General features: G+C 45.7%; 23 protein-coding genes and 1 pseudogene. 20 read left to right on the top strand and 4 right to left on the bottom strand.

Annotated features, from left to right (window positions below; translation table 11 throughout):
• Window positions 1-14: 14 nt before the first annotated feature.
• Both AB1K91_RS04020 and AB1K91_RS04015 read left to right on the top strand, forming a co-directional pair.
• Window positions 15-1,235, top strand: coding sequence for a PucR family transcriptional regulator (locus tag AB1K91_RS04020; protein ID WP_413088320.1), 1,221 nt, complete (start codon window positions 15-17; stop codon window positions 1,233-1,235).
• 27 nt (window positions 1,236-1,262) lie between these two features.
• Window positions 1,263-2,111 carry a pentapeptide repeat-containing protein gene (locus AB1K91_RS04015; RefSeq protein WP_413088382.1) on the top strand — a complete coding sequence of 283 codons (849 nt, stop codon included), beginning with the start codon at window positions 1,263-1,265 and terminating at the stop codon, window positions 2,109-2,111.
• An 81-nt stretch (window positions 2,112-2,192) separates the two neighbouring features.
• Here AB1K91_RS04015 and AB1K91_RS04010 read toward each other — a convergent pair whose 3' ends face one another.
• A complete protein-coding gene (locus AB1K91_RS04010; protein WP_413088318.1) occupies window positions 2,193-3,254 on the bottom strand; it encodes a tetratricopeptide repeat protein in 1,062 nt (353 codons plus the stop codon).
• A gap of 287 nt (window positions 3,255-3,541) precedes the next feature.
• Between AB1K91_RS04010 and AB1K91_RS04005 the strand changes: the two genes are divergently transcribed.
• The 5 genes from AB1K91_RS04005 (at window position 3,542) to AB1K91_RS03985 (ending at window position 7,760) form a co-directional block, all read left to right on the top strand.
• Window positions 3,542-3,856 carry a PTS sugar transporter subunit IIB gene (locus AB1K91_RS04005; RefSeq protein WP_413088317.1) on the top strand — a complete coding sequence of 105 codons (315 nt, stop codon included), beginning with the start codon at window positions 3,542-3,544 and terminating at the stop codon, window positions 3,854-3,856.
• Window positions 3,853-4,185, top strand: coding sequence for a PTS sugar transporter subunit IIA (locus AB1K91_RS04000; RefSeq protein WP_413088315.1), 333 nt, complete (start codon window positions 3,853-3,855; stop codon window positions 4,183-4,185). The genes AB1K91_RS04005 and AB1K91_RS04000 overlap by 4 nt, the downstream gene beginning before the upstream one ends.
• Window positions 4,186-4,200: 15 nt before the next feature.
• Window positions 4,201-5,529: a PTS cellobiose transporter subunit IIC gene (celB, locus tag AB1K91_RS03995; protein ID WP_413088314.1), complete on the top strand. Its 1,329-nt coding sequence runs from the start codon at window positions 4,201-4,203 to the stop codon at window positions 5,527-5,529.
• Window position 5,530: 1 nt separating this feature from the next.
• On the top strand, window positions 5,531-6,946 hold the full coding sequence (locus AB1K91_RS03990) for a glycoside hydrolase family 1 protein (RefSeq protein ID WP_413088312.1): 1,416 nt from the start codon (window positions 5,531-5,533) through the stop codon (window positions 6,944-6,946).
• Window positions 6,947-7,046: 100 nt separating this feature from the next.
• Window positions 7,047-7,760 (top strand): GntR family transcriptional regulator, encoded by a 714-nt coding sequence (locus tag AB1K91_RS03985; protein ID WP_413088310.1) that lies wholly within the window; start codon window positions 7,047-7,049, stop codon window positions 7,758-7,760.
• 19 nt (window positions 7,761-7,779) lie between these two features.
• On the opposite strand, the gene AB1K91_RS03980 is transcribed toward AB1K91_RS03985, so the two are convergent.
• The gene (locus AB1K91_RS03980) at window positions 7,780-8,625 is read right to left on the bottom strand and encodes a MurR/RpiR family transcriptional regulator (protein ID WP_413088308.1); all 846 of its coding nucleotides are present in this window, start codon (window positions 8,623-8,625) and stop codon (window positions 7,780-7,782) included.
• A gap of 134 nt (window positions 8,626-8,759) precedes the next feature.
• Between AB1K91_RS03980 and gnd the strand changes: the two genes are divergently transcribed.
• From gnd to AB1K91_RS03945, 7 genes and pseudogenes are all read left to right on the top strand, one after another.
• Window positions 8,760-9,656: a phosphogluconate dehydrogenase (NAD(+)-dependent, decarboxylating) gene (gene gnd / locus AB1K91_RS03975; protein WP_413088306.1), complete on the top strand. Its 897-nt coding sequence runs from the start codon at window positions 8,760-8,762 to the stop codon at window positions 9,654-9,656.
• 16 nt (window positions 9,657-9,672) lie between these two features.
• Complete coding sequence (gene gntK, locus AB1K91_RS03970) at window positions 9,673-11,217, top strand: gluconokinase (RefSeq protein WP_413088304.1); 1,545 nt, start codon at window positions 9,673-9,675, stop codon at window positions 11,215-11,217.
• 64 nt (window positions 11,218-11,281) lie between these two features.
• Window positions 11,282-12,604, top strand: coding sequence for a GntP family permease (locus AB1K91_RS03965; protein ID WP_413088302.1), 1,323 nt, complete (start codon window positions 11,282-11,284; stop codon window positions 12,602-12,604).
• A 147-nt stretch (window positions 12,605-12,751) separates the two neighbouring features.
• The gene (locus AB1K91_RS03960) at window positions 12,752-12,952 is read left to right on the top strand and encodes a DUF3311 domain-containing protein (RefSeq protein WP_413088301.1); all 201 of its coding nucleotides are present in this window, start codon (window positions 12,752-12,754) and stop codon (window positions 12,950-12,952) included.
• Window positions 12,949-14,406, top strand: coding sequence for a sodium:solute symporter family protein (locus AB1K91_RS03955; protein WP_413088299.1), 1,458 nt, complete (start codon window positions 12,949-12,951; stop codon window positions 14,404-14,406). Before AB1K91_RS03960 ends, AB1K91_RS03955 begins: the two co-directional genes overlap by 4 nt.
• Window positions 14,407-14,546: 140 nt before the next feature.
• Window positions 14,547-14,618 (top strand): annotated as a pseudogene (locus AB1K91_RS03950) (LysE family translocator); the annotation flags it as partial.
• A 363-nt stretch (window positions 14,619-14,981) separates the two neighbouring features.
• The gene (locus AB1K91_RS03945; RefSeq protein ID WP_413088297.1) at window positions 14,982-15,992 is read left to right on the top strand and encodes a ketoacyl-ACP synthase III; all 1,011 of its coding nucleotides are present in this window, start codon (window positions 14,982-14,984) and stop codon (window positions 15,990-15,992) included.
• A gap of 328 nt (window positions 15,993-16,320) precedes the next feature.
• On the opposite strand, the gene AB1K91_RS03940 is transcribed toward AB1K91_RS03945, so the two are convergent.
• Entirely contained in the window at window positions 16,321-19,530 is a 3,210-nt protein-coding gene (locus tag AB1K91_RS03940; RefSeq protein WP_413088295.1) for an efflux RND transporter permease subunit, read from the bottom strand.
• A gap of 111 nt (window positions 19,531-19,641) precedes the next feature.
• Here AB1K91_RS03940 and AB1K91_RS03935 point away from each other — a divergent pair, with 111 nt between their 5' ends.
• The 5 genes from AB1K91_RS03935 to AB1K91_RS03915 all read left to right on the top strand — a co-directional run bounded on the left by AB1K91_RS03935 (window position 19,642) and on the right by AB1K91_RS03915 (window position 24,726).
• Window positions 19,642-20,610 (top strand): TetR/AcrR family transcriptional regulator, encoded by a 969-nt coding sequence (locus AB1K91_RS03935; protein WP_413088293.1) that lies wholly within the window; start codon window positions 19,642-19,644, stop codon window positions 20,608-20,610.
• Between the two features lie 132 nt (window positions 20,611-20,742).
• On the top strand, window positions 20,743-21,054 hold the full coding sequence (locus tag AB1K91_RS03930; RefSeq protein WP_413088291.1) for a PTS sugar transporter subunit IIB: 312 nt from the start codon (window positions 20,743-20,745) through the stop codon (window positions 21,052-21,054).
• A 5-nt stretch (window positions 21,055-21,059) separates the two neighbouring features.
• Window positions 21,060-22,409 (top strand): PTS cellobiose transporter subunit IIC, encoded by a 1,350-nt coding sequence (celB, locus tag AB1K91_RS03925; protein WP_413088289.1) that lies wholly within the window; start codon window positions 21,060-21,062, stop codon window positions 22,407-22,409.
• 14 nt (window positions 22,410-22,423) lie between these two features.
• Window positions 22,424-22,756: a PTS lactose/cellobiose transporter subunit IIA gene (locus AB1K91_RS03920; protein ID WP_413088287.1), complete on the top strand. Its 333-nt coding sequence runs from the start codon at window positions 22,424-22,426 to the stop codon at window positions 22,754-22,756.
• 62 nt (window positions 22,757-22,818) lie between these two features.
• Window positions 22,819-24,726 (top strand): BglG family transcription antiterminator, encoded by a 1,908-nt coding sequence (locus AB1K91_RS03915; protein ID WP_413088286.1) that lies wholly within the window; start codon window positions 22,819-22,821, stop codon window positions 24,724-24,726.
• Between the two features lie 30 nt (window positions 24,727-24,756).
• Here AB1K91_RS03915 and AB1K91_RS03910 read toward each other — a convergent pair whose 3' ends face one another.
• The gene (locus AB1K91_RS03910) at window positions 24,757-25,023 is read right to left on the bottom strand and encodes a hypothetical protein (RefSeq protein WP_413088284.1); all 267 of its coding nucleotides are present in this window, start codon (window positions 25,021-25,023) and stop codon (window positions 24,757-24,759) included.
• A gap of 147 nt (window positions 25,024-25,170) precedes the next feature.
• Between AB1K91_RS03910 and AB1K91_RS03905 the strand changes: the two genes are divergently transcribed.
• Window positions 25,171-25,527 (top strand): nuclear transport factor 2 family protein, encoded by a 357-nt coding sequence (locus AB1K91_RS03905; protein ID WP_413088282.1) that lies wholly within the window; start codon window positions 25,171-25,173, stop codon window positions 25,525-25,527.
• Window positions 25,528-25,587: the final 60 nt, after the last annotated feature.

The following is a 25,587-nucleotide window of genomic DNA, read 5'->3' as shown; positions in this document are numbered from 1 at the left end:
AGGGGTAATGGGCTATGGAGTTATTCGATCGTGTATTATCCATCAACGATTTGGATGCTGTCATCGATTTACTAAGCTTCGAGCTGGAAAGGCCAGTTATTGTCGAAGGCGCTGACTATACCTTGCTGGCGTACAATTCGCATTATATTCATCACTTTGATGAAGCCAACAAGCAGACGATCTTTACGAAAAAATGGACGTTACCAATCTATGAAACATTCATTGAAGCAGGAATTGTCAATAAGCTGAAGACATATGAACGACCGTTCACGGTAGGCGCGATGCCGGAGATCGGATTGAATACGAGAATGGTTGTGAGTGCAAAGCATAATGAACACGTAAGGGGTTATGTCTGGATCCAGGAAATGGAGAAGCCGCTGTCTGCGACGGAGATCGATTTCCTTTATGATGTTTCTTTTCATATCGGTCGTTTAATTTATGACATCCAAAAATCGAAACTGAGGCAGGAGGAGAAGGAAGAAAGATTTTATCAAAATATTTTCAATAATTTGTATAAACGTGCTTCCGATCTGGAATGGGGTGCCAAGGAATTCGGTGTGAAGGTGCCGGATTATTTCGCTGTTGCTGCAGTTGAACTCACGAAACCGGATGAGAACCTCCTGGATAATCTGCAGCAGGTAGCACAGACGTCTTTGCAGCTGGAGGATAAATTGCATCATGTCCTTATTAAGGGAGAAACACTGCTCATCGTCCTCGGGGGAAAGAAAGCTGATGCCCCGATTGAAGCATTGGCCCGGGAAGTCATTCAAAGGATACGCGATTATGCAAAAGATAAAGGAGCTAGCATCGTTAGCGGCGTAGGAGGTCTGTATTCCGCTTCTTTGGATCTTTTGACAAGCGCAGCACAAGCAAAAGAGGTTATCCAAGCATATAAGCTGACGCACCGGCCGATATCGCCTTTTTATAAAGACTTGCATGTTTGCCGCTATCTGCAGGCTATTGTGGAAAAGAATAAGGAACTTGGCTACGAGAGCGAGTATTTGAATAGGATCAGGAAACTCGACCCGCATGATAAAAAAGAGTTGTTGAAAACACTCGAACTATACTTGCTGCACAATTGCAAGATCAAGCCGACCGCTGCCGCTCTATTCGTTCATCCCAATACAGTGAATTACCGGATCAATCAAATCAATGATGAGCTGCAGCTTGATTTGACAGACGTGATGCAGAAGTTCCAGCTGCTGTTGGATTTGATGACGAGGAGCAAAGCATAAAAAGAAAAAAAGGAGATATGTATGTATATGTCATCACCATTCGATATTGATACAGCCATGGAATACAGAAAAAGTTTGCGGGCGGATTGTGCAAATTGTTTCGGCTTATGCTGTACAGCACTTCATATCGTCGCATCGAGTGACTTTGCGATAGATAAACCCGCAGGTATTGCCTGTCCAAACTTAGACACTGATTTTCGTTGTCAAATCCATAGTAATCTGAAGGAGCAAGGCTTTAAAGGATGTACCGTTTTTGATTGCTCTGGTGCTGGTCAACACGTATCCCAAGTCACTTTTGCGGGACGGGATTGGCGGGAAGATAAAGAAACCGCCGATAACATGTTCCGTGTTTTTCCGGTGATGGAACAGCTCTATGAAATGCTGGCTTATGTCGCGGAGGCGTTGTCTTACGATTTGCCGCATCACCTGTATCAGCAATTGACACTTCAGTTAAGGAAATTGGAAAGCTTAACGCATCTTGGCGCTGAAGAATTGCTGTCATTGGATATAATGGAGTATCGTATGCCGGTCAATGAGCTGCTTATCAAGACAAGCAGCTATATTCGCAGGGAGGATTCTGCTTTTGCATCTAAAAGACTTGATTATAGAAACGCAGATTGGATAGGGAAAAATGCAAAAGGAAAAGACCTTAGAGGTTTCAATTTAAGGGGAGCTTATCTCATCGCTGCGGATTTGAGGAACGCGGATTTAAGAGGTGTAGACTTTATTGGGGCCGATTTGCGCGATACGAATCTGGAAGGGGCAGATCTTTCTGAGAGTCTCTACCTGACGCAAATGCAAATCAACTCAGCAAAAGGGAATAAAGAAACGAAATTGCCACCTTACTTGAATCAGCCATCACATTGGGCATCTTAAGGTCCAATATGTACCATGAAGAGGAAAAAGCGTGACAGTTGAACATAATGAAAAACGGCTCATCTGCTGATGAGCCGTTTTTCATTGGAAGTGATTCGACAATGCCAGTTTATGATAATAATGGAACTTCTCGATTTTCTGAGCCTCCCAAAGGTATTGGGAATAGTCCTGGGAATAGTGGCGCATCAAGTAGTACAATCCATTCTCCTTGAAATACGTGATAGCGGAGTCATATATATAATCCATCGTTTCCTGTTCCATATATTTTGCCCAAAGAATAGCGAATTGCCACCGGTATTCCAGATTATCCCGTTCTTCACAGACGCGCATACCCGTTCTGTAATATGCTTCTGCTTGTTCCGTTTTTCCAAGGATGTAGAGGGAGCGGGTCAGGGTGAACAATGCCTGAATGTATAAAGGATGGTCAGAGTGAGTGATGGCCTGCAGCAGGAATGGGACGCCTTTGTCATCTGCATTTTGTTTATGGTACATGAGGCCGATGTTGAAGCCGCAGGCAACGACCATATCTTCCTGTCCGAGCTTTTGGGCTATGGAGAGAGCTTCCAGCAGGTTTGTTTCTGCCTTATCGAATTCCCGCTGATCCATTTGGTTCAACCCTTGCAGCGATTTACAATTGGCCACTTTCAATTCATATTGCGGATATTTCGCATAGATCGATATCGCCTTTTCCAAATGGAAACTGGATAATGCATTGATGTCCAAATAGTAAAATTGCATGGCTTTATTGTAATGCAAGCCGGCATGCTCTTCTTCATCATCGACCGCATGCATGTGTTGCTCCGCTTTTTCCAAAACCTCAATCGCCGCAAAGTATTCTTTGCGGCTGTATTTTACGATTGCCAGGAAACTATAGTAGAAAAAAGACTGGTAATCATTCAATTCAACCGGATTCAATTGCTTCAGCTTTTCCTCACAAAGCTCGACATCCCCCATCAAAAAGTCGAATCGCGCATCCAGCAGCAAAAATCGATCCCATAATTCATCCGGGAATTCTCCCGCATGCAAAGCATCATAGGCTTCCTTGCGCAGTTTGGCGGACTGCGCTCGATCTCGTATCTTAATTGTCTTGTGCCAAGTATGGAGATGCGTGATGAAGTGTTCCGTACTTTTAATAACAGTCATATACCAATACTCCTAATCAGTCAGAATAAACCGGACGGTTGTTTTGAGAGGCAAAAAAGACTGTGAAATTAAGAAAGCTGCTTTCATTGAAGCAACTATACCGTCTCTATAAAGTATAAAGCTAGTTTATCATATTTGGGGGGATTAAGCCTATCAATATTCGCTAAAAGCGAATGAATGAAATTAAAAGTATGAACATTTATTATCAAATGTCTAGACAAATGAAAAATAAGTTATATAATAACAAATGAAAGCGCTTTTAATAATTATCTAAGGAGTGTCATCCGATGAATAAAATCCTTTTAGCATGCAGTTCAGGTATGTCCACCAGTCTTTTGGTCACTAAAATGCAAGCGTTTGCAGAATCTGTAGGAGATGAAGCGAAGATTTGGGCGGTCGGTCAGGATCAGGCGAAGAAAGAAATGGCTGAAGCTGATGTCGTACTGATCGGTCCGCAAATGAGCTTCCTTAAAGGGGAACTGGCAGCTGAAGCACAGAAATATGGTATCGAAGTCGAGGTAATCGATATGATGGCCTATGGGATGGCCGATGGAGAGAAAGCGTACAAACAGGCTCTTGGTCTAATCGGAGCGACATCATGAGTGAGATGAAATTGGAAGAGTTGACGGAAGAACAGGTCTGTTTTCAGATGATCCTCCATAGCGGTAATGCCAGAAGTAAGATTTTGCAGGCACTTCGGCTTTATCGTGAGGGCGATATGGAGAAAGTGAATGACATGCTGGCAGATGCAGAGGAAGATTTGTCACAAGTGCATAAAGTTCATTTTCAGCTGGTACAGCAGGAAGCAGCTGGCCGGCAGCAGGAACTTTCTCTTTTGTTCCTGCACGCGGAAGACCACTTCATGTCCACATTGACAATGAAGGAAATGGTCAAAGAATTGATTCCAATTTTCCAAGGGCTGAAGGGCTAAAGGGGGAAGCAGGCGATGTTCGATAAGTTAAGTAAGTATTTGATTCCGATTGCCGGTAAGCTGAATAACAATCGTTATCTCGGTGTGCTGCGTGATGCCTTCATGCTGGCATTCCCATTGACCATTTTCGGTTCGATCATGGTTGTATTGGCCAATTTGCCATTCCTGGACAATGTGATGAGTGAATCGCTGCTTGCTGGTATCCAGGAATCACTTGGACCAGCTCCGAATGCCACGATGAATATTGCATCTGTTTTCGTTGTCTTCGGTATTGGGTATTATCTGGCGAAAAGCTACGGAGTGGAAGCGATTTTCGGCGGAGCAGTAGCTTTGACGGCCTTCCTCTTACTGACACCATATGTCGTTTCGACAGAAAGCGGCGAAGTGGTGAGCAATGTCTTGGCTGTTGACCGCCTCGGCGCTAAAGGTATGTTCCTGGGAATGATCGTCGCGTTCCTTTCCGGAGAGATCTATCGATATATCACGCAAAAGAAAATTGTCATCAAGATGCCGGCAGGTGTGCCGCCAGCTGTATCGCAATCATTCGCTGCCCTCATCCCGGCGGTCGTGACACTGACGGTATTTTTGATACTTAATATCATCGTGACGCAAGGCTTTAACACGAATCTGCATGATGTCATCTTCAATACGGTGCAAGCACCACTCGTTGGATTGGGTGGAGGCCTTCCGGCTACATTGATTGCCGTATTCTTCATCCAGATCCTATGGTTCTTCGGATTGCATGGACAGATCATCATCAATTCCGTCATGGATCCAATCTGGAATACATTGTCTTTGGAAAACCTGCAAGCTTATACAACGACAGGAGAATTACCGCATATCATCAATAAACAGTTCATCGAGGTCTACCTGGTCGGTGCTGGGGGGACAGGGATGACACTGGCTGTCTTGGTGGCAATCCTTCTGTTCATGCGGAGCAAGCAGATGAAGCAGGTCGGGAAGCTCGGAATCGGACCAGGTATCTTCAATGTCAATGAGCCAGTCATTTTCGGATTGCCGATCGTCATGAACCCGCTGATTCTCTTGCCGTGGATCATTGCGCCGATGGTCGTGACAGTCGTCAGCTATACAGCGATGGCAATCGGGCTGGTGCCGCCGCCGACTGGCGTGACAATTCCATGGACGGTACCGATATTCATCAGCGGATTCCTGGCGACCAACTCGATTGCTGGTTCGCTGCTGCAGCTCGTGAATGTCTTGGTTGTATTTGCTATTTGGTTCCCATTCCTCAAATTCATCGACCGGATGAATATCAAGCAGGAAAAGGAAGCAGCACAGAAGAATGCAGCAGCTGACATGCAAGTACCAAAGGAGAAGATTTAATATGGAAGTGACAGAACAAAAACAAAAGCAAATAAAGTATGTATTCCCGGAAGATTTTTGGTGGGGGTCTTCCTCCTCGGCAACCCAAATGGAGGGTGCTGCGAATCTAGACGGGAAAGGGCAGAATATATGGGATTATTGGTATGAACAGGAACCGACCCGTTTCCATAACGGTATCGGTCCAGCGGATACCTCGGGTTTTTACTACCGTTATAAAGAAGATATTGCCCTGATGAAGCAAGTGGGCCACAATTCTTTCCGATTTTCGATTTCCTGGTCCCGTCTGATCCCGGAAGGTACAGGAGATGTCAATGAACAAGCGGTGGCGTTTTATCGGAATGTTATCGATGAGTTGTTGGATAAGGATATCGAGCCTTTCGTCAATCTGTTCCATTTCGATATGCCGATGGCGCTGCAGGAAAAAGGCGGTTGGGAAAGCAGGGAGGTAGTCGCTGCGTATAGGGACTATGCTGCAATTTGCTTCCGGCTGTTCGGCGATAAAGTAAAAAAATGGTTCACGCATAATGAGCCGATTGTGCCGGTGGAAGGCGGTTATCTATACGATTTCCACTATCCGAATGTCGTCGATTTCCGTCGGGCGGTACAGGTTGGTTATCATACGCAGCTATCGAGTGCACTTGCGATACAAGCATACCGGGAACAAGGGCAGGATGGAGAAATCGGGATCATTTTGAACCTGACCCCATCTTATCCGAGGAGCAGCAATCCAGCTGATCTGGAAGCTTCCAGGATTGCGGATGCTTTCTTTAACCGTTCCTTCTTGGATCCCTCTGTAAAGGGAGAATTCCCTCAGGAACTCGTGGATATACTTCGTGAAGAAGGATATCTGCCGGTCTATACGAAGGCTGATTTGGAAGTGATTCGGGAAAATACAGTCGATTTGCTCGGGGTGAACTACTACCAGCCGCGGCGTGTAAAAGCGAAAGAGAATGCTGTCCACCCGGATGCTCCGTTCATGCCGGACAGATACTTCGACTCGTATGAGATGCCGGGCCGGAAGATGAATGTGCATCGAGGCTGGGAGATTTATGAAAAGGGAATCTATGATATCCTGGTCAATTTGCGAGATAATTATGGTAATGTACCTTGTTTCATTTCGGAGAATGGCATGGGTGTCGAGGGAGAAGAGAAGTTCCGCGACAGCGAGGGGATCATCCAGGATGACTATCGAATCGATTTTATCAAGGATCATTTACGATGGGTGCATCAGGCCTTGAATGAGGGTGCAAATGTGAAGGGGTATCATTTATGGACGTTCATGGATAATTGGTCGTGGACGAATGCTTATAAAAATCGTTATGGCTTCGTTTCCGTCAATCTGGATAAGGACGGGGAACGTTCCATTAAAAAAAGCGGTGAATGGATGAAACAAGTAGTGCAGCAAAACGGTTTCTGATTGGTGGCGGCCTATATGGCCGTCCTTTTCATTGGCCGATTGCCGCATTTCCAGTATTTTGTTAAGCTAGCAACAGACAAAGCGGCAGAGGAGGAGCACTATGAAATATCAAGTGATATCAGAAGAAATCAGGCATCGTATCGAATCAGGATTCTACCCTCTGGACCAGCCGTTACCAGATGAACATAGCCTTGTCGAGGAGTTTTCCTGCAGCAGGATGACGGTCAAACGTGCACTTGATGTCCTTGCATCAGAAGGAATCATTTTCCGAAAGCGCGGGCATGGCACCTTCATTGTGCAATCTTCCTTCCAATCGGACTATATTCATGTCGGAACGAATGAAACGCTCGGCTTCACCAGCTTGATGAAGGATAAGCAAGTCACATCGAAGCTGATTTTGTTCGACATGATTGCCCCTACACCTGAAGTGGCATCGTATTTGGCCATTTCGGAGGATACCCCCGTGTATCATCATATCCGTGTAAGATGTGTCGATGATAATCCCCATGTCATTGAAGAAACCTACATGCCGACTCCGCTGATTCCAGGCATCACACCGGCCATCCTTAAGGCTTCGGTGTATGCGTATATGGAGAAGGAACTAGGTCTGAAAATAGCCGGATCGCGCCGCAGAATCAGGGCAGAGCAGGCAACTGCAAGAGACAGGGAAGAACTTGGCTTGGCTGAAAATGAGCCTGTCCTCGTCATCGAGCAGGTTGCCTATCTGAATACCGGCATCGCCTTTGAATACTCTTTTGCAAGGCATCGGTTCGACAAATTCGAAATTACAACTGTGAATATCAATGGCAAGTGACCCGTCAGCTTCTGACGGGTCACATTTTTGTTGCAGCGATAGCGTTTCGTACTTTTTCCACGGAAGCTTGTGCCTTGTCTTTTTGCCGCATGATCACTGTCACATAAAGTGCATCGATGATACTCAGCTGGGCAATCCGCGACGCAAGCGCTTCGGATCGGTAGTCGGTCTCTTCCGAACTGGTATGCAGGGCAACATCTACTTGCTGACCGATCGGGGATTTGGGGAAACCAGTGATGGCAATCATCTTGGCTCCTGTTTTCTTGATGGTTTGAAGCAGTTGATAGGCGTCTTTGCTGGCGCCCGAGTGAGAGAAGATGAAAGCGACATCCTGATCGGTAAGCTGGGATGCAGACATCAGCTGCAGATGGGCATCAGGGAACGCGAATGCCGGTACACCGGATCGGACAAACTTGTGATAGGCATCCATTGCTACCATATTGGATCCGCCGAAGCCATAGAATTCTGCCCTTCTTGCGCCAAGGAGCAAAGCGGCTGCTCGTTCGAGACCGGTATCGTCGAGTACTTGCAAAGTATTTTCCAAGGTACGGATATTTGACTGGAAGATTTTTTCGGCCACGATTTTCGCTGCATCCTGATCATTGACGTCCTCGTGCAACATTTTATTTGGGGCGATGATTTCTGGTGCCAATGCAATCTTCAATGCTTGGTAACCTTTGTAGCCGATTCGTTTGCAAAAACGGGAAACAGTGGCATCTGCCACATCCAGCGTATCTGCCACTTGGCTGATTGTCTGATGCACAATCTTTTCCGGATATTCCAATATGAAATCGGCAATTTTTTTCTCTTTGTCACTCAGTCTTGGATAGTGGGAGCGTATCCCCGCCAAACCTTGCTTTGCCAAGAAAATCAGCTCGCTTTCGTCCTAATTGTCATAAAAAGTATAGCATAAATTAATTGAAAGCGATTGCTATATGAAAATTATTTTCGTATTATGGTATCATAAATTGAAAATTATTTTGAAGGAGTTCATATATCATGCATATTGGATTAATCGGTCTAGGTAAAATGGGTTTCAATCTTGGTCTGAACTTATTGGATAATAACTTCGATGTCATTGCTTTCGATGTTAGTGAGGAAGCACGTGCCAAATTCGCGGAAACAAAAGGATCATCTGCTGGTTCTCTAAAAGAATTGGTGGAGCAGCTGCCCAGCCCTAAAATCATTTGGTCGATGGTCCCAGCTGGTGAGATCACGGATAAAGTACTGGAAGAGCTGAAAGGTTATCTTTCTAAAGGAGATATCTTGATGGATGGCGGTAACTCCAATTACAAGCAATCTGTCGAACGAGCAAAAGTATTCGCAGAATCAGGTGTTCATTTCTTCGATGTCGGTACAAGCGGCGGAACTGACGGTGCACGTCATGGTGTCTGCACGATGATCGGCGGCGATGCAGAAGTATTCAAGACAATCGAACCGATTTTCCAGGCGATCAGTGTGGAAAATGGCTATCATTATGCTGGGAAAAGCGGCAGCGGTCATTTCTTGAAAATGGTCCATAACGGTATCGAATACGGCATGATGCAGGCAATCGCGGAAGGCTTCGAAGTTTTAGAAAAAAGTGATTATGACTTTGATTATGAACAAGTTGCGAAAATGTGGAATAACGGCTCCGTTGTCCGTTCATGGCTGATGGAACTGGTGGAATCAGCATTCAGCAAGGATCCGAGACTGGATAGCATCCGTGGTGTGATGCACTCCTCTGGTGAAGGGAAATGGACAGTCGAGACGGCATTGGAATTGCAAGCAGCCACACCGGTCATCGCAATGTCGCTGATGATGCGCTATCGTTCCTTGGACGAAGATACTTTCTCCGGGAAAGTGGTCGCAGCATTGCGAAATGAATTCGGCGGACATGCAGTGGTGAAACGCTAACGAAAGGGAGGGGAAGATGTTGGCAGCTTCCTATATGATCGGCGTGGACATGGGCACGACCAGTACAAAGGCTGTGCTGTTTACGACAACGGGCGAGGTGATTGCCAAGGAAGGGATCGAATATCCTTTGCATTCACCGACAGCAGAAACAGCAGAACAAGATCCGGAAGTGATTTTCCAAGCTGTTCTTGAGACAATCCGCGATACGATCCGGGGTGGCGGAGTGGATCCAGCTGCAATCCGCTGTATTTCATTCAGTTCTGCGATGCATAGCGTGATTGCCGTGGATGCGGATAATGAACCGCTGACAGCTTGTATCACCTGGGCGGACAATCGAGCTACGAAATGGACGGAGAAAATCAAGGAAGAAACGGATAGCCACAGCATTTATTTGCGTACGGGAACACCGATTCATCCGATGGCTCCATTATCGAAATTGCGCTGGCTCAAAGAAGAGCATCCAGCTATTTTCGAACAAGCAGCCAAGTTCATCTCCATTAAAGAGTATGTCTTTTTCAAGCTGTTCGGCATCTATAAAGTCGATTATTCGATTGCATCGGCGACTGGTATGTTCAACCTGGAAGAACTGGCTTGGGATAAAGAAGCGCTGGATGTTGCTGGAGTATCGGAAGATAAATTATCCGAGCCTGTGTCGACAACCTATCAATTCGTCGGTTTGACAGAGCAAATGGCTGACAAGCTAGGTGTGCTGCAGCATACGCCGTTCATCATCGGTGCCAGTGACGGGGTCTTATCCAACCTTGGGGTCGGAGCAGTCGATGAAGGCGTCGTAGCTGTCACTATCGGGACAAGCGGCGCCATCCGTGCGGTGACGGACCGTCCGACGACTGATCCGAAAGGTCGCATTTTCTGTTATGCATTGACGGAAAATCATTGGGTGATCGGCGGACCAGTGAATAATGGCGGTGTCGTTCTCCGCTGGGTCCGTGATGAGCTCGGCGCTGCAGAGACCGAAACGGCGGCAAGGCTTGGTATCGATCCATATCAAGTACTGACCAAGATTGCCTCTCAAGTGAAACCTGGTTCAGACGGATTGCTATTCCATCCTTACTTGGCTGGGGAGCGGGCACCGCTTTGGGATGCGAATGCCCGCGGTTCTTTCTTCGGTCTGGGTTTGCATCATAAAAAAGAGCATATGATCCGAGCAGTATTGGAAGGTGTGCTTTTGAATTTGTATTCCGTCCTGCTTGCTTTGACGGAACTGACAGGTAAGCCTAAACGGATCCAGGCGACTGGCGGATTTGCCCGTTCGGCATTATGGAGACAGATGATGGCCGATATATTCGATCAGGAGGTCCATATCCCCCAAAGCTATGAAAGTTCCTGTCTCGGAGCGGCTGTCCTGGGATTATACAGTTTAGGAGATATCGATTCCTTTGATGTGGTGAACGATATGATCGGCAGGACGCATCATCATACTCCGGATCCGGAATGTGTCGAAGTGTATCAGGAACTGATGAGCATTTATATCCAGCTGTCCAGAAGCTTCGAAAGTGAATATGAACGAATCGCTGATTTCCAGCGGAGGATGCTGTACTAAAGCAGCTTTCCTCACCTAAATGTTTGAAAGCGCTTAAAATAGATAAAGAGGGAGAAATCGTGAGATGGAAATCTATCTTTTACTCATGACACTGTTATCGATTGTGATCGTCGTCATTGGTGTGACCTTATTCAAATGGCATGCTTTCATCAGTTTGACGGTTGCCAGTCTTTTCCTGGCCATCACAGCAGGTTTGTCATTTGATGAAATTGTCGGAGCTTATGAAACTGGGGTCGGCGGAGTACTCGGTCATCTTGTCGGTATCCTGGCGCTTGGAACCATCCTTGGAAAGATGATGGCGGATTCCGGTGCCGGTAACCAAGTGGCAGACTTCTTCGTAGAAAAGTTCGGGCCGAAAAGATTGCCGTGGGCCATGTTCATATCTGGTTTCATCATCGGAATCCCAGTCTTTTTCGAAGTTGGTATTTTGATTGTACTGCCGCTTGTCATTAGTATTTATAAGACAACAAAGCAGAACATCTTGCTGATTGCACTGCCGGTCATCGCCGGTCTTTCCATCGTGCACGGTCTTGTGCCGCCGCATCCTGGTGCACTGGCGGCAATCAGCATCTTCGGGGCAGATTTGGGTATGGTTTTATTGTACTCTCTTATCATTGCCATCCCGGCCGGTATTCTCGGCGGGCCGGTATTTGCCAAGTGGGTGCACAAGCGCGTGGTGCCTCAAGGAGAACCCAATCTGATCAAAATCTCCGAGCCTGAAAGCAAGCCGGGTACTGGTGTCAGCTTCTTTGTCATCCTGCTGCCGGTTTTATTGATGATATTGTCAGCGATTGGCCCGTATTTGCCGCTTCCTAGCCTCGCGGAAAAGCTGCTGGTGTTCATCGGCAGTCCATTGGTGGCCCTATTGATTGCTGTTTTTGCAGCATATTACTTCCTTGGCTTCCGGGAAGGAATGAATCGTGATCGCTTGAAGAAAATGACGGAGGAATGTATCTTGCCTGTCGGTTCCATCATCCTGATCATCGGTGCAGGCGGTGGATTCAAGCAGGTGCTCATCGACAGCGGTGTCGGTGACACAATAGCCCAAATGTCTGAGCATTTATCCCTTTCTCCGATTGTCCTCGCATTCCTTGTTGCCGGTCTGATCCGAATTGCGACAGGCTCTGCAACAGTTGCGTTGACTACTGCTGCTGGGATCGTTTCTCCGATCATCGAGCACGTGTCAGGTGTGAATTTGGAATTGCTTGTGATCGCAACCGGAGCAGGCTCGCTCATGTTCTCCCACGTCAATGATGCTGGCTTCTGGATGGTCAAGGAATATCTTGGTCTGTCAGTCAAAGAAACCTTCCGTACGTGGACAGTGCTGGAGACGATACTCTCGTTTGTCGCATTTGCAGGTGTATTGGTAATGGATATGTTTGTTTAGGACTTATCAATGTAGCAGGGAAAGCCGAATCATGGCATTCCCTGCTTTTTATTTTGCCATTAAAATTTTGCGTATCCAGATTAGAAGCATTATGATAACAACATGCTTGTTTTATTGAGAACTTCAATATGGATGGTGAAATTAGTAATGAAACGTTTATATTTTCTCACTGTCATTCCCTTCGTCGGGATGCTGGGATTCCTCCCGTTCGCAAACAGAGTGGAACCATTTGTATTTTCCATGCCATTTGTCATGTTTTGGGTGGTCCTGTGGACTGTGCTTTCTTCCGTCACACTGGCCATTATGTACAAATTGGATCCACGCACTAAAGAGGATGGGGAAAAATGAATATTGCACTTATCATTATATTGGGATTTTTGCTTTTGGCAGTCTTTTTAGGAATCAGAGCCACAAGAGGAAAAGAAATGGATTTGGAGCAATGGACAGTAGGCGGCCGTGGCTTCAGCAGCATTTTCGTCTTTCTTTTGATGGCGGGAGAAATCTATACAACATTCTCCTTCCTGGGCGGAAGCGGCTGGGCTTATGGAAAAGGAGCCCCTGCTCTATATGTCCTTATGTATATAGGTTTGTCGTACGTCATGTCTTATTGGCTCTTGCCAGTCATCTGGCGATATGCGAAAGAAAAAAGACTGGTGTCACAATCCGATTTCTTCGTCAGCAAGTTCAACAGTCCTTATCTAGGTGTACTGGTAGCCTTGGTCGGAGTAATTGGGATGATACCTGTGATCGTCGTTCAGCTCAAAGGCTTGGGAATCATCGTCTCGCAGGCATCGTACGGGGCCATCTCCATGCAGACAGCGGTATGGATCGGTGCTATCAGTTTGACCATATATGTGATGCTTTCCGGTGTGCATGGATCGGCATGGACGGCAGCAATCAAGGATATTGTCATGGTGATTGTGATCTGTTTCCTTGGTATATATCTGCCGTTGCATTATTATGGCGGCTATCAGCCGATGTTTGAAGCTGTTCACGCGGTGAATCCTGATTTCCTCAAGTTCCCGGATGAAGGCTACAGTATGACATGGGTGATCTCCACGGTCTTGCTGCTCGTTCTTGGTTTCTATATGTGGCCGCAAGTATTCAGTTCCACCTATACAGCGAAAAACGAAAAAGTTTTTCGAAAGAATGCAATCATCAGCCCGCTTTATACGCTGATGTTATTATTCGTCTTTTTTGTTGGAACAGCTGCTATTTTAACGGTCCCGGGGCTTGAGGGAGAAGATGTGGATCTCTCTTTGCTGCGGCTATCCATTGAGACATTCGATCCTTGGGTCATAGGTATCATTGGCGGTGCCGGTTTACTGACAGCATTGGTACCAGGTTCTTTGCTGGTCATGAATACAGCAACGCTGCTGGCAAAAAATATTTATCACGTGCTTGCACCGCAAACGACGGATCGGACAATCGGAAGACTGGCCAGGTTGCTTGTACCGTTCGTTTCCTTGCTGGCAGTCTATTTCACGCTGCACGGAGGAGAAACCTTATCGAATATCATCTTGATGGGGTATAGCTTGATGACACAGTTGGCTCCTTCCCTATTCTGCAGCTTATGGAAACGGAATTTCGTCAATAAGTATGGAGCAGCAGCAGGAATTCTTGCAGGTTTGGCTACCGTAGCGTATATAACAATGAGCCAAACAACATTGGTTGATTTGATTCCATCCTTACCGCAGTCGTGGAATGATGTGAATACAGGGATAATTGCTTTAGTCGTGAACTGCGTGGTGATGGTCGTGGTGAGTTTGGCTGCACGGAGGGGTTCCTCCTTGAAAGAATGACAGAACAAGAGTAGAAGAAGCTTCGGCATCTGATAGCCGGAGCTTTATTTATATATTTGTACCACTCTGCAATAATGTACTATAGCAAAACAGCTGCTTCGTTTATATTCATGTAAGACTACTGCAAAAGGAGAGTCAGCATGAATATCACTTCTTTTTTGATTTATTGCTTCATCGTTACATTCACACCCGGGCCTGCCAATATAGTCATTTCAATTTTTAGAACAAACGTCCCCAAAAAAGATCTCGGTCACTAAAACCAGTGGCAGAGCTAAGACTGTATTACCGAAAAAACTGATTTTCCTTGTTTTTACCTCTTCCTCTTGCATTTCTGTTCCCTCCACTCGAATTAACTTTAGGACAGTGGGTAAAACAATTGCAATTGCTCTAGCTCTAGCTTATTTTTCCGCGAGTGATTAAGTCATAAAAATATATATAGGACAACCTTTTAATCGCACTTGTGCGGATTTAAATCGACATTCCGTATGATGATAGATATAAATTGACATAATTAGTACCTGGTACTAATATTAAACCATAATACCAGATATAAAAATAGTGAAGGGGATAAACGAATGCAATCAAAAGCAAGAATAACAGCTATTGGGACTTATGTACCCGAAAGAAGATTAACAAATTTTGACCTGGAGCAAATGGTTGATACAAACAATGAGTGGATTATTCAAAGAACTGGAATTCAAGAGCGTAGAATAACTCGTCCTGATGAATTTACCAGTGATATGTGTGTCTCGGCTGTAAAAGATTTAATGCAAAGATATAATAAAAAAGTCGATGATGTAGATATGGTTATTGTGGCAACAAGCACACCGGATTTCCCATTCCCATCTGTTGCAAGTATTATTCAAAACAAATTAGGTATTGCAGAAACAGGTGCAATAGATTTAAGCGCAGCTTGTGCTGGTTTTGTTTATGCCTTGCATACTGCACACAGTTATATTGCATCAGGTCTCCACAAAAAAGTACTTGTTATTGGGGCAGATGCATTATCAAAAATTACGGATTACACCGATAGAAGCACATGTATTTTATTTGGTGATGGTGCAGGTGCTGTGTTAGTTGAAAGGGATGAACAATCAAAAAGTTATATTGAATTCCATATGGGTAGTGATGGTAGTGGAGCTCAACATGTTTATCGCACTGGACTATCAAAGAAGGTAAATGAAATTGAGTTAGTAGATACTAAATATCTTGTTCAAAATGGTAGAGAAGTCTTTCGATGGGTAATAAGGAACGTTCCTGATAGCATAAGAAAAATGTTAGAAAAAGCACAAACGAGTTTGGATAAAGTTAATTGGTTTATCCCGCATAGTGCTAACTTACGGTTGATTGAACCAATTTGTGAAAAACTAGATTATCCTATGGAGAAAACACTCTATAGCTTAGTCAAGTTTGGAAATACTTCTGCTGCAACAATTCCGTTAGCTCTTGACCTTGGAATGCGTGAGGGGAAAGTTAAAAACGGAGACAGAGTTCTAATATATGGATTTGGTTCAGGGTTGGTTCATGCTGGACAACTTTTAGAAATAAATTTTGACGAACTTATTCATACTACAAGTCCATTATGATGTAATATTTTTAAGTAGATCGTGAGTCCAATAGCAATCAAATACTTTTTTATCAAATCGTTCTTAAATTTCATTAGCTGTTGCGTGTAGAAATGCTGACCATCAAAGTTTCTGGCTACCGGCCGGATCCGGATGTTAGAAGGAGCCTTCTTGTTTTTTCTGAATCAACCATTTTTTCCGATTTGTCATAATTATGTACATAATAAAAGGAAATTCAGAGAATCCGATGCTTCCGTTATCAGTATCCGATCTTTTTTTATAGTCATTTCGCTGCCTCCTTTATAGTAGGAAAAAGCCTGCAGTCATGCACTGCAGGCTTTTTAAGTGTTTATTTATCCTTGGCTGCTTTTTTTGCCTGTTTTCTTTCCTTGCGGCGCTGGCGTTCTGCTTTATGGTGTTCTTGCAGGCTGAAGCGTGTCGTTGCTTCGTACACAATTGGTACGATAACGAGTGTCAGCAAGGTAGAACTGATGAGGCCGCCGATTACGGTGATTCCGAGTCCTTTGGAAATAAGGAGGGATCCGCCGCCTTCAAAGCCAAAGGCAAGTGGTGCAAGGGCACCAATTGTAGCGATTGCTGTCATCAGGATCGGACGAAGTCGGGTTACACCGGCTTCAAGAATCGCTTCCCGAGTCGGGATACCTTCTTTTTCCTTATGGATGATACGGTCAACCAGAACGATAGCGTTCGTTACAACGATACCGATCAGCATCAGCACCCCGATCAGGGAAGAAACGCTGATAGTCTCGCCGCCGATGAGCAATCCTACCAATGCACCGATGACTGTGAATGGCAAGGAGAAGAGGATGGCAAATGGTGCCAATGCTCCGCCGAATGTCAAAACAAGTACAAAGTAGACAATCGCGATCGCTGCCAGGATAGCAAGACCGAGCTGACTGAACGATTCATTGATCTGTTCGGAAACCCCGCCTTGATCGATGCTGACACCATCAGGCAAATCTAGTTTATCGATCTCTTCCTGCAAGCCAGTAGTGGCAGTTGCGATATCATCACTTGTGATATCGGCAGATACAGAACCATATAGTTTTTCATCACGGCGCTGTAATGTGTTTGGAGATTGACCATCTTCGATTTCAGCGATTTCATTCAATGGTACTTCAGTTCCGAGGGATGTCTGGATCGTTGTGTTTTCCAGATCTTCTTTATCCTCGAAAGATTCGTTCGCTACTTGTACATAGACATCCAAGGCTTCGCCATCTTCATTCTGGATTGTCGCAATGGATGGCTGAGTGCCGATGTTGGAAAGCTGAGCTGTCACTTGTGCTGCTGTCAGACCAAGTGATGCCAGTTCTTCCTGGTTGGCTATGATTGTATATTTGTCATATTGCTCGGAAGCGTCGGAATCGACGTTCGTGAAGTTATCATCGTTTTCGATCACATCCATGACCTGCTGCGACGCAGTTTGGATATCTTCGACGCTATCGCCGTAGATATAGTACTGCGTTGTATTGCTGCTTGCGCCTGTCATATCGATGGAACCCCACTCGCCTTGATCTGTCAAAGCTTGCAGGTCTTCGACGACTGCTTCTGTCTCCGTTTGGATATCCTCATAATCGTCAGCATAGCCCAAGTAGAAGAGGGCTGAATCACCGGTTGAACCGGATAGTGGATTACCTCCGCTGCTGATTGTATATTGCAAAGTTTCTACGCCGCTGCGATCAAGCAGCATTTTCTCTGCTTCGTCGGCAATTTTCTGAATGTCCTCGCGTGTCTGGCCCGGTTCAGGTGAATAAGAAGCAACGACCATATTCTCGCCGGTGCTAGGAATGAAGCTGACACCAATCGAAGGAACCAGGAACAAGCTTCCGATGAGTAAAATAATTGCAATGACGAAAGTGATGATTTTATGCGACAAGCTCCAATTCAGGACTCGCTTGTAGAAATTCGCCAATTTGCTCGGTTTTTCTTCTTTGTGTACATAATTTTTGGCTTCTTCTTCACTTGTGCCGCGATCCAATCGTTTGCGGAATAGCGTGTGTGCCACCATCGGTACAATGGTAACCGCAACCAGCAAGGATGCCAGCAAAGCGAATACGACAGCCAATGCGAATGGCAGGAATAATTCTCCGATTTGTCCCTCTACCAATCCGAGCGGCAGGAATACTGCCACTGTTACAACAGTGGAGGATAAAATCGGGATGAACATCTCGCGCGTTGCATCGATGATCAATTCTTTTCCACGCAGTTTCTCATCTGCCAATGACATACGGCGGTAAATATTTTCCACGACGACTATCGAGTCATCAATTACCCGGCCGATGGCCACGGTGATGGCTCCCAATGTCATGATATTCAAACTGATATCCATTTCGTAAAGCAAGATCAAACCAATCAGAATCGATAATGGAATCGAAATGATGGAAATGATAGTGGAACGGATATTACGCAGGAACAAAAGGATGATGATCACGGCGAAAATGGCACCGAATAATGCTTTGTTCACCATCGTATGGACAGAATCCTCAATCGGCTGACCTTGGTCCATTGTTGAAGTGATGGTCATACCGTCATGATCATCTTCAAACTGCTTAATTTCATCTTTGACTGCATTGACGACTTCCACGGTATTGGCGTTTGGATCCTTCGTAATGTCGATCCCGATGGAATCTTCGCCATTTGTACGGGAAATCGACTCAACTTCACCGACTACTTCCACTTCAGCTACATCCTGCAGCTTGATGGTCGGAAGTTCAGTCGGAGCTTGTGCCGCCTGTGCTGCCTGTGCCGCAGCAGCGTCTTGGCCGCCTGCAGCCTGACCGCTTTGCACAGCCCCGCCTGTAAGCGGTATTTCCAAGTTACGCAAATCATCGATAGTCACAATGTTGCCATCCACAGCAACGTTTTTCTCGCTGTTACCGAATTGGTACAAGCCAAGCGGGTAAGAGTCGCTGCTATTTTGAATGATTTGACCTACAGTATCCTGTGTCAGACCATTCTCCGCTAGTGCATCTTCATCATAGGTGATCTGTACTTCCTGCAGCTGCTGCCCGGAAATACCGACATTCGCGACGCCATCAATGCCTTCCAGTGCTGGCTGGAGGTCATCTTCAACTGTCTGCGTCAATCCCTCGATCGACTGGTTGCTGTCGGAAGCACTCAAAGTGATGATAGGGAAAGAATTCAAATTGATCTGTGATGCTTTTGGTTCTTCAGCATCATCAGGAAGCTGTACATTCTCGAGTGCTTCCTTCACTTCTGTTTCTGCCTCATCCAGATCTTTGGAATAGGCGTACTCCAACTGAATTGTCGAAGCATTCTGCATGGATGTCGAGCTTACATTATCTACGCCATCCAAACTTTGTACAGCCTTTTCAAGCGGTTCTGTTACATTTTCCATTACTTCCTCTGGCGGTGCGCCCGGATATGTAGTCGTTACGGTGAGGACTGGTACGGTGATATCTGGGAGTGTTTCCATTTTCATATTCGACCCAGCATAGATTCCAGTCACGACAACCATAATGGTCAGCAACCATACGGCAACCTTATTTTTTAATGAAAAGTTGATAAACTTTCTCACGATCCAGCTCCTTTATCCTCCATTTGACCGACTGGTCATTATTCCTCTATACTATAGGTAAGCCCAACATAATGCAACAATTATATCAAGGATATAAGGAAGTTTAATAGCTTGAATCCAGCTTTTATCAAGGAATTCATAAATTATTTACGGTCTCTTAACACAATCATGACCGACTGGTCAGTCGAAAGGAAAGGCAATATGCAGGAGAAAAAAATCACAATTATTGAACGAGCAACCGAGATTATTGCCAAAAAAGGTTATCATGCTGCCAGCATCCAGGAAATTGCGGAAGCGAGCAAACTCTCCAAAGGGGCATTTTACCTTTATTTCAAATCCAAGGATGAGCTATTGGCGGAAATACTTCGCTATCATATTCGTTTGATAACGGAGGCAATCGAACAAGTCGATCAGCGGGTATTGGATAGCCGGGAGAAAGCGAAGCAGCGTCTGGCAACGATGATGCGTGAATTGGTCAAGCGGGGGAATTTCATCATCATGCAGCGTCATGATATCGACTCGGATATCGGGAAGGAAATGGAATTGTTCTTCCTGGAGGAGATGGAGAAGGGAAGGCGTAAAACAGAACTTGATTTATTGGAAGTTTATGGAGAAAAAAGTGAGCCTTATTTAAAGGATCTGCGTATTTTGCAGGAAGGGATCCTTTCTCAGATCATCGCTGACATGCTTCTTCATGGACTGATCCTTGATCTGGACAAAACCGCTGCTTATATTCTTGAACGAATGGATGATATGGTGGAAGGTCTCTTGAAGCGAAAGGCTGAACCGCTTGTGACAGAGACCACCCCTGTTTCGGCTTCCATTTTCGAGAAGGAAATGAAGGAACGGGAAGTGAAACAAATCCTGGAGCGGATGCAAGTTGTCATCCTCACCTTTGATCCCCATGAAAATGATGTGGAAGAGTTGCAAGGGATCGTCGAATTGATTCAGGAAGAAGTACAGAAAAAGGAGCCTAAAAAGCTGCTCATCCAAGGGTTGACTGCCAATCTGAAAGGCATCAAAGAATTGGATGACTTGCGCTTGGAATTGGCAAAGCTTCTGGATATAAAGGTATTGTAAATGAAAGCCGGATGCAGGAATGCATGCCGGCTTTTACTTAAACAAGTTTCCGTTAGGATGCGGCAAAAGAGTAGCAGGAGATGTAAACGCTTTCATAGTATATTAAGAGTAAGAACAGAAGGGGGTAGAAAAATGAATATTTTACTTGTATGTGCCGCTGGAATGTCCACTAGTCTGCTTGTTTCCAAGATGGAAAAGACAGCAAAGGCAGAATCGAAAAACTATCATATTCAAGCCGTATCAGCCGATCAGGCGAAAAAACATATCGAACAGGCAGACGTACTTTTGCTTGGTCCGCAAGTGCGCTACATGCTTCCGCAAATGAAAAAACTGGGTGAGGAAAGAGGTATTCCGGTTGATGTGATCAACAGTGTAGATTACGGAACTGGAAATGGGGAGAATGTCCTTCATTACGCTGAATCGCTATTTGCGAAGAAGGGGTGAAGCGAATGAGCCGATTCAATGATTTTCTGGAAATGAAGGTGATGCCGTTTGCAGGCAGGATTGCAGCGCAGCGGCATCTGGTAGCACTGCGGGATGGTATTATCCTGACCATGCCGCTGATCATCGTCGGATCACTTTTCCTCATCCTTGGAAATCTGCCGATTCCGGGCTACGCTGATTTCATGGCTGGTATTTTCGGCGAGTCATGGAGTACGAAGCTGCAGTATCCGGTAAATGTGACATTCGACGTTATGGCGATATTCGCTTGTTTCGGCATCGCTTATCGACTGGCGCAAGCTTATGAAGCAGATGGTGTCGATCCGTTGTCTTCAGGGGCAATTGCACTATCGGCATTCTTACTTGCAACACCATTCCGTCCATTTGAAGTCGATGGAGCAGCTGCCAATTTCGTACCGGTTTCCTTGCTTGGAAGCGGTGGATTGTTCGTGGGGATGCTGGTGGCGATGTTTGCCACGGAAGTATATCGCTTCATTGTCAAACGCAATATCGTAATCCGCATGCCTGATGGTGTACCACCTGCGGTATCGCGGTCATTCATTGCACTTATTCCAGGTTTTGCTGTCATCATCCTTGTTTGGCTGATCCGTTTACTTGTAGAAGCAACATCTTTTGGCGATATCCACAATCTGATCGCGACTGTTATTGGTTCTCCGCTTACGCTTGTTGGTTCCTCTTTTATTGGCAGCTTTGTTGCAGAATTGATGATCGTGCTGCTATGGGTGTGTGGTCTGCATGGGGCCAATATCGTAGGGGGTATCATGTCCCCGATTTGGCTGAAAGCCACAGCCGAAAATGCAACAGCATTTGCTGCCGGTACAGAGCTGCCGCATATATTCACAGCTCAATTCTTCGAAGTGTTCATCCACGTCGGCGGATCCGGGTCCACAATCGGATTAGTTTTAATCATGATTTGGCGGGCAAAGCTTAAACAAAATAAACAGCTGAGCAGACTTGCAACTGGCCCGGCATTCTTCAATATCAATGAACCAATCGTTTTCGGTCTTCCTATCGTATTGAATCCAATTATGATCATTCCATTCATTACTGTCCCGCTCGTGATGGTTATCACCACTTACATTGGGATGAGTACAGGTCTGGTAGCGAAACCAGCTGGAATCGTTGTTCCTTGGACCATGCCGCCTTTTATCTCGGGGTATCTGGCAACAGGAGGAAAAATCTCAGGTGCTGTCATACAGCTGATAAACTTAGTGATTTCGATGGCCATCTATTATCCATTCTTCCGTGCGCTGGAGAAAAACCAGCTGAAGGAAGAAGAAGCGAGACAGCGTGAGTTGGCGGCGTCTGAAGATGGAGCAGGTCCAATCAGCAACTGATGAGGAGGAACGTGATGAATGTAGAAGAAAAAGCATTTCAGTTGATACTGTACGGTGGTGATGGCCGCAGTTACGCTATGGAAGCGATGGCGCTCGCCAGACAGCAGGCGTTCGAGGAAGCAAAATTGAAAATCCAGGCTAGCAAAGAAGCAATCAATCAGGCTCATCACATCCAGACGGAACTTATCACAGCCGAAGCAGGCGGCGAACAATCGACGGTTACTTTGTTGATGGTGCATGCGCAGGATCATTTGATGAATGCCATGACAGTGCGGGAATTAGCAGAGGAAATCATCTATTTGCAGGAAGAGCTGGCGAAACGATCGGCAACTTGGGGGTCAGCTTAAAAGAGAGGCGGTCACTTGATCGCCTTTTTGGCATAGGTATGGAGGATAAGGGGTGAATCTGTATGCTGCAACCGAGGCTCTTGGAATTATTGACTTTCCTATCATCCGAATCACGGACGCTGACTGCGGATGAGCTGGCAAGGAAACTGGCTGTATCGGAGCGGACGATTCGTTCAGATATGAAGCTGCTGCAGCAGGAATTACCTGCGGACCACGCAAGAATCGAGTCGATCAGGGGGCAGGGGTATCGGCTGATTGTCATTGAGGAAAAGCTATTTCAGGTCTATTTGCAGGAAGCGATCCGTAAGAAGCAGGAACGTCTGTATACACGGGTAGAGACTCCGGCAGAAAGAGTGAATCATCTTTTGCAGCTGCTTCTCCTGTCTGATGGATTCTTCAAAATGGAAGACTTGGCGCAAGCTTGTTTTGTCAGCTTTCCGACTGTACAGAATGATCTGAAGCAAGTGAGGCAGCTTCTCCAGCAATCGGGGCTGGAGCTTGAGAAAAAACCGAAGTATGGTATTCGGATTGTGGGAACGGAGACGGAAAAGCGATATTTTCTGTCATCATTCTTTTCTATGCAGACGGGGTGGCAAAAGGCGTACGGTTTACCAGATGCAATCATTTCAGAAACCGACATACATCATGTGCATGATATTGTGCATAAGTTTGTGACGGATAACAAGATGATGCTGTCAGATGTGGCAGTACAGAATTTGGTTACACATATTGCGATTGCCTGCAAACGAATCAGGGATGAACAGTATGTCGAGCTCGCTCCCGATGCGATGCAGGATATCATCCAGCAGCCAGCCTTCCGGGAAGCAGCTCAGCTTACAGCGATGCTGGAAGCTGAGCTTCATATTTTCTTTCCGCAAGTGGAAGTGGCTTATATGACCATTCATCTGATGGGGATGGAGTATGCTGCAAAAGGAATTCTGGAAGGTCAGCTGGGGATGCCGGAATTGGCGGTGGCAATCGTTGCAAGGATTTACGATAAGACGGGGCTGGATTTGCGTCAGGACGAGGAATTGCTGAAAGGATTGAGTATCCATCTCAAGCCGGCTGTCCATCGTCATTTGTACGGCATGAATGTGCGGAACCCGCTGCTTGAGGATATCAAAAGGCATTATCCGCTTGCTTTCGAAGCTGCTGTCATCGGGGCTTGTGCAGTCGAGAAGGACATCGGCATTCAGCTTGCTGAAGAGGAGATCGGTTATCTGGCACTGCATATCGGAGCAGCTTTGGAAAGAAGCACCCAAAAAGGGAAGAAAATCAGATGTCTGCTAGTTTGTGCTTCAGGGATAGGCAGTGCTCAATTGCTGCGCTATAAGCTGCAATCCCTTTTTCCGGACAAGTTGGACATCATCGATACAATTGAATATTATCGTTTGATACGGAAAGAGGAATGGGAGGCTGATTTGATCATCAGTACGATACCGATTGAGGCGGAAACCACATCACTTCCGGTTATACATGTCCCGGTCATCTTGGATAAGGAGGCAATAGCGAAGCTTGAAGCTTTCATGCATTTTGGTAAGGAGATTCGCTATATCAGACCGGCATATGTGTTTTTGCAGCAGGAATTGGAGAGTAAAGAAGAAGTGCTGACCTTTTTGACTGACGTACTGAAATCAGACGGTAAGGTGGGGGAAAAGTTCCTCACGGCGGTTTATGAAAGAGAGTCCATGGCACCGACTTGCTTCGGTAATTCAGTAGCCGTGCCGCATCCGCTGGAAGCGAGTGTGGAAGAAACGCTGTGGGTCATCTGCACATTGAAAAATCCGATAGATTGGTCTGGTAAGCAAGTAAGATTCGTTTGCTTATTATGTATCGAAAAAGATAGTGATGAGGATTTTACCGACATGTATCAGCAGCTTGTCCGCATCATCGAGCAGCCGGCTCATGTCCAAAGATTATTAGAAGCTCATTCCTATGAAGAATTCCGTGAGGCGTTAGTCTCGATATGAAAAACAGCTGCCTCGGATGGGCAGCTGTTTTTAGTTGGTGGAAGGCTCGATTTGTCCGCTCTGACGGGCAAGCTTCATATTCGCGCGTTTCGCCATTTTATAAGCATCGTAAATATTATAGATCCAAAAAATGAAATACGTGAACAGACCGACTACGAACCACATCAGGAACAAATTGATCAGGTTGATAAGGACAAAGAGTGTCCCCTTCAAATTCTGTTGATTATAGAACTGACCTAAGCCGGCGAATAGAAAGCTCAATAGCGCCGCAATCAGCGGTGTTCGCTTGAATTCCAATTTTGTCACCTCATCTTTTACATACTGTATCAGTTTTCTCCATCGTATACAAATCGGGGCGGTGATTCTTTTTTTTGTTGTATAATGAAACCCTTTTCATAGAATGAACGTAAGGATATAATTATAAGAAAAGCGAGGCGAGTCGAGATGGATGAACAGCTGCAAGTAAAGGAAACAATCCTGCGATTGGAGAAATCATTGCTCGAGGAGGAGACGAGAACATCGATAGCCGCTGTCAGCAATTTACTGACAGATGACTTCCTGGAACATGGATCATCGGGTCGATCAATCAGCAAAGCAGAAATTGTGACGAATGGATTGGATGCAGTCGATTTGGATATCAGGGACTTCGATGTACGAATTCTGTCAGAAGACACGGTTCTGGCTACATTCCGAACATGTGATGAAGCATCAGGCCAAGAACACCTGCGAAGCTCCATCTGGCGCTATCAGCCAGGCGGCTGGCGCATGCTTTTTCATCAAGGCACCCCGGCAAAAAGATAACAAGGCGGCTGCGTGAAGCAGACCGCCTTTTATGTCGTTTCATACTAAGGAGTATCTAAT

The organism is Terribacillus jepli, assembly GCF_047228925.1.
Classification (GTDB): Bacteria; Bacillota; Bacilli; order Bacillales; family Amphibacillaceae; genus Terribacillus.
This window is presented reverse-complemented; position numbering and strand designations above follow the sequence as displayed.